This is a genomic window from Gilliamella sp. Fer4-1 (genome assembly GCF_001690515.1).
Classification (GTDB): domain Bacteria; phylum Pseudomonadota; class Gammaproteobacteria; order Enterobacterales; family Orbaceae; genus Gilliamella; species Gilliamella apicola_C.
In genome coordinates this window covers 1-7,273 of sequence record NZ_LZGZ01000233.1, presented here as the reverse complement: position 1 = coordinate 7,273, position 7,273 = coordinate 1, and the positions used below count along the sequence as shown (strand labels likewise).

7 protein-coding genes are annotated in these 7,273 nt (G+C 34.3%); 1 reads left to right on the top strand and 6 read right to left on the bottom strand.

What is annotated here, in order from left to right; translation table 11 throughout:
* Positions 1 to 1,053: 1,053 nt before the first annotated feature.
* Positions 1,054 to 1,185 (bottom strand): transposase, encoded by a 132-nt coding sequence (locus A9G30_RS13365; RefSeq protein ID WP_065582891.1) that lies wholly within the window; start codon positions 1,183 to 1,185, stop codon positions 1,054 to 1,056.
* A 311-nt stretch (positions 1,186 to 1,496) separates the two neighbouring features.
* Between A9G30_RS13365 and A9G30_RS08355 the strand changes: the two genes are divergently transcribed.
* Positions 1,497 to 2,159, top strand: a complete 663-nt coding sequence (locus tag A9G30_RS08355; RefSeq protein ID WP_065588651.1) for a MarC family NAAT transporter — start codon at positions 1,497 to 1,499, stop codon at positions 2,157 to 2,159.
* Positions 2,160 to 2,181: 22 nt separating this feature from the next.
* Here the strand turns inward: A9G30_RS08355 and A9G30_RS08350 are convergent, their stop codons facing one another.
* The 5 genes from A9G30_RS08350 to A9G30_RS08330 form a co-directional block, all read right to left on the bottom strand.
* Positions 2,182 to 2,874: a DUF2461 domain-containing protein gene (locus A9G30_RS08350; protein WP_065588650.1), complete on the bottom strand. Its 693-nt coding sequence runs from the start codon at positions 2,872 to 2,874 to the stop codon at positions 2,182 to 2,184.
* 3 nt (positions 2,875 to 2,877) lie between these two features.
* Positions 2,878 to 3,642, bottom strand: a complete 765-nt coding sequence (gene kdsB / locus A9G30_RS08345) for a 3-deoxy-manno-octulosonate cytidylyltransferase (RefSeq protein WP_065588649.1) — start codon at positions 3,640 to 3,642, stop codon at positions 2,878 to 2,880.
* Positions 3,643 to 3,659: 17 nt separating this feature from the next.
* Positions 3,660 to 3,845, bottom strand: coding sequence for a Trm112 family protein (locus tag A9G30_RS08340; RefSeq protein WP_065588648.1), 186 nt, complete (start codon positions 3,843 to 3,845; stop codon positions 3,660 to 3,662).
* A gap of 3 nt (positions 3,846 to 3,848) precedes the next feature.
* Positions 3,849 to 4,856 (bottom strand): tetraacyldisaccharide 4'-kinase, encoded by a 1,008-nt coding sequence (gene lpxK, locus A9G30_RS08335; protein ID WP_065588647.1) that lies wholly within the window; start codon positions 4,854 to 4,856, stop codon positions 3,849 to 3,851.
* Between the two features lie 101 nt (positions 4,857 to 4,957).
* Entirely contained in the window at positions 4,958 to 7,264 is a 2,307-nt protein-coding gene (locus A9G30_RS08330; RefSeq protein WP_065588646.1) for a DNA internalization-related competence protein ComEC/Rec2, read from the bottom strand.
* Positions 7,265 to 7,273 lie beyond the last annotated feature (9 nt).

The window sequence follows — 7,273 nt, the reverse complement described above, 5'->3', positions numbered from 1 at the left end:
CCCCAATTAGGGAGAAAATTATTGAATAAGTAATCCGCCTTTAATTCTCCTCTTGTATTTATAAACGGCAGAATTTGATTTTTATCGCTGTCATACGTGTTAACTAATGCATTGATATCATTCATTCCTAATCTTAAATTTACTATATGAAACATTGTTTTCTCCTTACTTTCTAACTGGTTATATTATCTATTTTATTATATTCAAAAAACTCAAGCTGCTAGCCGTGTTTTCTTAATAGAATTGATTGGCTTAACATTACCTTGCCGTGTATGTAAAGTTGATCTAGCTCATCTTCATGTATTTTTCACGAGTCGTACAGTTTATTGTCGGATTTCACCCGAATAATATTTTTATATTACTTGTAATCGTTTGGCATATAAATTACGTATAGTAGCTCAAACTTAAACTAACGAACACTAATTATTCACCAGAATTTATTTTAACAAAATGTATGTCTAATGCACAAAATAAATTCTCCAGTTACTTTTCTTTAACTAACGCCTTTGTGTTTAGCCAAGTTTACCACGGTGTTTTGCCACAAAAATACTTGCCTAAATGCGCTCTTTCTTTATTATAAAATTTCAGCTTTTTTTTAATATCCTATTGAATTTTAGACAATTCATTATAAATCTTACATCAGAACATCACATCATAACATTCGGTTTTCATCGTTTTATAAAATTGTTCATCAATCTCATCTATCTGTTAGCTGTATACTTTGGTTTTGGTGTATTTTGCATCTTCGAAGTTAAAATAAAGTTTATAAAACACTCCGCTTTGCTTATAAACTTTTTTGAAGCGATAATAGCTATCCCCACTATACTACATCACTTTACAGGCCTGTCGCACATTTCCTAACTGTTTGATGCATTTCTGCCACGCCTTTTTTAATTATAAAATAACTCCAACTCCGATTGTTGATGAAGCACACATGCGCCTTTTTTAGAATTTCATTGGCCATTTTTAATTCTTTTTTTCCTTTTTAGTGCAATAATTTTTTGTTGCTCACTAGTTAGCTCAATTTTATTGGTTTTGTTAGGATTAAGTTGTCTACCCCCACTTATCCAGTGTTGATTTGCCTATTCCTAAATGGTTAGCGATTTCAGCTAATGAAAAGTGAACATTAGATAAAGCATAATCCACTGCTGGTTGTTTGAATCCTGCACTGAATTTTTTGACCATAATGTGTTCTCCAATGATTGTTAGTTATATCATAGAGGTAACATTTTTCCATTTTTTTGCGAGGATCACTTTCTCATTTTGTTACCTCTTATTTATATAAATTGTTTTTCTAAAGCATTTCAACCTGCGATTACGCCCTAAAAACCAGTCAGAAAAGACATTGATTTTATTTAATTTTATTTCAATGCCTTATAAAAACCAATACTGCTTTATCCTATTTTTTAGTTATTTTTAAATAACTTTATTTCGAGCATTTTTTATATATTTCAATTATACTTAGCTACAGTTTTTGTTAGATACCAAGCAAATTTATGTTAGAACTTTTACAAACTGTCGGTTTTGGTTTAATTTTATTTATTCCATTAACTAACCCATTAACCACTGTGGTACTGTTGTTAGGTTTATCGGGCGATATGACCAATGAGGAGCGCAATTACCAATCGAAACTCACGTGTATTTATGTGTTTATGATTATGGTGGTATCGTTTTATTCTGGGCAACTGGTCATGAATACATTTGGTATATCAATTCCAGGATTACGCATTGCAGGCGGTATGATTGTTGGCGTTATTGGCTTTAGAATGTTATTTCCTCAGCAGCCTGCGCATAAAACGCTGGAAGCCGATGCCAAAAAGAAAGAAGTGTCAAATAATATTGCTTTTGTTCCGCTCGCCATGCCAAGCACCGCAGGACCAGGAACCATTGCCATGATAATTAGTATGTCATCAACAGTAAAAAGCGGTGGTTATGATGTTGCAACTTGGGTTATTTACTCTGCTTCAATATTAGTGCCTTTACTGCTATGTATTATTCTTTGGTTTTGTATGCGCAGCGCAGGTAGCATAATGCGTTTTATGGGGAAAAGTGGCATTGAAGCCACGACAAGAATCTTAGGATTTTTATTAGTTTGCGTTGGAACGCAATTTATTATCAATGGTGTTAAAGAATTAATATTAAACTTTCCTAATATCTAATATTAAAGCTCATGTTACAAAACTAAAATGCGGGTATGTTTTTAATTAACTCAACCCGCATTAAATAATCATAAAGCGGAACTAATTGCTTAAATCCTTTAACCAATTTTTGTGGTAAATCAGCATTTAATATATCTTCAATATGATTGCTTGTCACCATAACAGCAAGATTTTTACGGTTGTACCATGTCGCTATTTGGGTATCTTGTTCTTTGATTAACGGTCGTTTATAGCTCTCACCTACAAGCTCAAATGGTTTTTTAATACAACGTGCCATCGATAAAAACTTTTTAGTATCATTAAGAATTTCTTCTCGAAAAATATCCATCGTTTTTTTGGATGAGCAGTAATAGCCAAGTCCATATTGATAACTGCTTGGGCTGATTTCAAAAAAATAGGCTGGTGCTTCTTTCCAATCTCGATTAGGTCGTTTAAAAGTCAACCATAATCGGCTACGATAAAGTGATTTGTCATTTGAAAAACGTGTATCTCGATGAATGCGTGAAATGGTTTTACCTATAGCGGGTTTAGTTTCAAACCATTCATCAATTTTGAGCATTTCGGGGGTTAACTGTTCCACCAATAGCCTAAACGGCCTAATTAAATCGTTATCATAAATCGCACGATGTTCTTCAAACCATGTTTTGCTATTGTTGATCCAAGCATCTTGTAAAAAATTAAGCCCAGCTGGTGTAAACCCCGTAAAATTTGCCATTGCTTATTCCTTAAATAACGTTCTTACTTTTTCTAAATCTTCAAGCGTATCAACACCAATTGCAGGAGGCTGTTTTGCCACAGCAACATGAATTTTTTCGCCATACCAAAGCACTCTAAGTTGTTCTAACATCTCAATTTGTTCAAGTGAAGTTGGCATCCAATTAATATACTGGCGAATAAAACCTGCACGATAAGCATAAATACCAATATGACGAAGATAAAAATCACCAATACTGGATTGTTTTAATAAATCAGTCGATTTAGCAAAACGATCGCGTTCCCAAGGAATTGTAGCACGTGAAAAATAAAGCGCATAGCCATCTTTATCGGTCACAACTTTAACAGCACCAGTATCAAACGCTTCCTCAACGGAATGGATCGGCACGGCTAACGTAGCCATTCCTGTTTTATATTGCACTAAATTCTCAGCTACTTGATCAATAACAATAGGCGGGATTAAAGGTTCATCGCCTTGCACATTAACAATAATTTCATCATCAGCAAACTGATAGCTATTTATCACCTCGGCCAACCGTTCAGTACCAGAGTTATGTTTATCGCTAGTAAGTATGACCTCACCACCGTACGCCTTGACTACATCAAAGACTTGCTGATGATCGGTTGCAATAATGACACGATTGGCTGATGATTTTTTTGCTTGTTCCATTACTCGTACAATCATAGGTTTACCATGAATATCCGCTAGTGGTTTAGCAGGTAAGCGGCTTGATGCGTATCTAGCGGGAATGATAACCGAAAAATTCATAATTAATACCTTATTTTTTATTCTTGGTTAGGTTGTGGTTGGTTAAGCGGTTTGGCTTCACATTCAAGCAATACGGGAATGTTATCTTTGATTGAATAGATTAAATTATCAGCATAGCAGATTAGCTGTTGATTATGAGCATCATATTGCAACTGGCCATGGCATTTAGGACAAGCAAGTGCATTTAAAAGGGTTTCTTTCATATTTTATTCTCTTTGGGATTGTATCTTCGTTAATAGCAAACAGATTTGCTCAATAGCAGGCGTGGGTATCTGCGCATCAATAGGTAAATACCACCAATTTTGTTGGGCAAACTGCCTGCATTTAACTGCATCTTTTTCTGTCATTAAAAGGGTTTGCTGACAACTTGCCACATCATTTAATAACGACAAAGTAAATTTTTGATGATCAGCAAAAGAAACGGTTTTAGTCACATTAGCTTGCATTTTTTCCAACATATCAAAAAAGCGTTTCGGATGGCTAATACCCGCAATAGCACAAATATTTTGCAAGGATGATAATGGCTTTTTTTCTTGAGTAAGCAAGTTCACTGCATATAATGGCGTTAATTGCATTGTATAGGTTTTATGGGCATATTTCGTTGCTAAATTATTTATGCTATCACCATTTATGATAATTAAATCAACTGATTTTAAACTACCTTCTCGCTCTCTCATTGGTCCTGCTGGCATCCACCATCCATTACCAAATAAGCGCTTTCCATCAACCACGACGACTTCAATATCGCGCTCTAATGCATAATGTTGCAACCCATCATCTGTTAAAATAACATCTAATTGGTACTGGTTTAATAATGCTTGAACAGCTTGCGAACGATGTGGAGCCACCGCGACAGGCACATTAGTGCGTTGATAAATAAGTACAGGTTCGTCACCCGCTTGCGCCGTTGTGGTGGTATCATTCAATATAAGCGGATAGTTATCAGACTTACCACCATAACCCCGTGAAACAACGCCAACTTGTAATCCTTTTTGTTTTAGTGCTTCAATTAAACCAACAACCAGTGGCGTTTTACCATTGCCACCCACGGATAAATTGCCAACAACGATAATCGGGACTGGAGAGTGCCAAGACTTAAGCACGCCAACTCGATATAAAAAGCGACGAATAAATGCAATCAAACCATACAACAACGCAAATGGTATGAATAACCAAAATAAACGATTTTTACCATACCATAGTTTTTCAATCATAACTTTAACATCACTCAATTACATTTAGTAAAATTGTTTTATATCTTAATATCGATATAACAATTATTAAAACGGCTATCTATAGCGAAAGATAACCTATTTTACTCATAAATTGGTAAACTACCAAACCAATCATGATACCAACGAGGAGTAATTTCTTTTCGCATGGTTTTTAAGCTCCATTTTTGTTTATCAAAAAACAGGCTTATTTGCCCTGACCTTGCGGTAATATAATGATTTAGCTTTAGATCTTGATATTTTTTCATTACTTTATGAGATGGCAGTTTCCAAGGATTATAACGGGACGTTGATACCAACGAGACTACGGGGTTAACATGATTTAAAAATGCATAGCTTGATGAAGTGCTACTACCATGATGTGGAATTTGCAAAATGGTAGATGCCAACTGGTTTCGATATGTTGTGACTAATTGATACTCCTGATTTCGTTCTAAATCTCCAGTTAATAATACAGAAAATCGCCCATCAGTAACTTGTACCACACAGGAATCGTCATTTTGTGCATAACCAACCAATTTTTTCGGCCACAGCACATTAAATGTCAAATCATGCCAAATAATACGATTACCCGCTAAGCATGGATAAGTATTATTGTAATCAGAAGATGAACTCATCAACCATGCCTTTGGATAAACACGTTGAAGCATAGTCAAACCGCCTGCATGATCATTATGTTGATGACTGATGATAATACCTTCCACGTTCAAATTATGCCACTGTAGAAAAGGAATAATAACTCTTTCCACAACCGAACTTTTATCCCATTTTGCACCTGTATCATATAAAATTGCTGATTTGCCATTATGAATAACCATAGCCAACCCATGCCCAACATCTAACATATCTAGCCGCCAACGATAGTTCTGATCTTTAAAAAATGGCAACAGTAACATCAGCAAAATTACCAGCAAAGTCATACTAAATCGGCGCCAAACACCGGTGCGTATTATAACTATAATTATCCAACTGAAAAAACTTAATAAATAAAAGTCGGAAGGAATTTTAATCCATAACCAATTAAGCCAATCTAAACTTAAAAACAACCATTCCAAAGACTTATCAGCAATAAACCAAAACCATAATGCAATATAAAAACAGTCAACTGCGCTACATATTAACGCAATTAAAATAATTGGAAATGTAAATAGTGAAATAATGGGAATTGCAATTAAATTAGTTAAGATCGAGACGGCACTCACTCCTTGAAAAACAAAAAATTGAATAGGTAGCAATAATAAGGTTAACCCAAACTGTAAATGCAATAACCTTATCACATACCAACGTTTTTTATACTTCATTATTTTAGGGAGTGGTAACCAATCAAACCAAAAAATCAAGCTTATTACCGCATAGCAAGATAACCAAAAACTTTCAGATAAAATCATTAACGGATCAAATAACAATAATAACGCAATAATTCGATTGACTTTTTGCCATGCACTTATTTGTTTTTTTTTATAACGCAAATAAATCCAGATAGATAAAGCAAATATGGCGCGCAAAGCTGGCGGATTTAAGCCTGTTAACCATGCATAAAAAAATGCACATAACCAGCCTGCTATAATCGGAACGAAAAAATGCATAAAACGCTTTGGAATAAAAAACAAGCAAACTTTGATAAAAAAACAACTCATCCCAAAAACTATTAAGATATGCATACCCGATATTGCCATTAAATGGGCAATACCAGTTTGCATCATCACTGTACGATGTGAATTATCTAATTGGGAACGGTCGCCAAAAGCAAGAGCAAGTAAAATGCCTTTATAACGAAACAAATTGATATAGGGTAATGCCGAATCAGTAATTGCTTGCTTTACATTAGATTCATCTACCAATAATTCTCCATCAACTAATTTAGCTGATAATAAACTTCGATTGACAATAGAAAAACGTTGGCTATCAAATCCTCCCTCATTTAAGTAACCATGTGCTACTTTAACTTTTAATGTTAATTGCCAAATTTGGCCAGATTTAGGAAGTGCTAACTTATCCCAATAAACCGTGATTGGAATATTATTAGGAAGCATATGGTCTGAAACAGAAAAAATAGAAAACGACAAATGATAAGGCTCATTTGTTGTTATTTGGCGTGTATTGATACTTACTGCTTTGGCTTTAACAACTAATATTTTGTCAATATAAGGCGTGATATTGGTTAAGTATTGTTTAGAATAAGCAATAGACCATAAAAAACCTAAACAAAATATAATAAAAATAGATAAAAGCCAACGAAATTTATCTGGGGTCACTAACAACAAAATAACTAAGATAATAGCAATAAAATACCACTGAAAATCAGAGAATAAATGTGGTAAAAATAGTAATGGTAGGCAACCTAATGAAAACATAATAGCCATTAAATCAAGGGAACAACATTGTCTCATTAGTGCCTA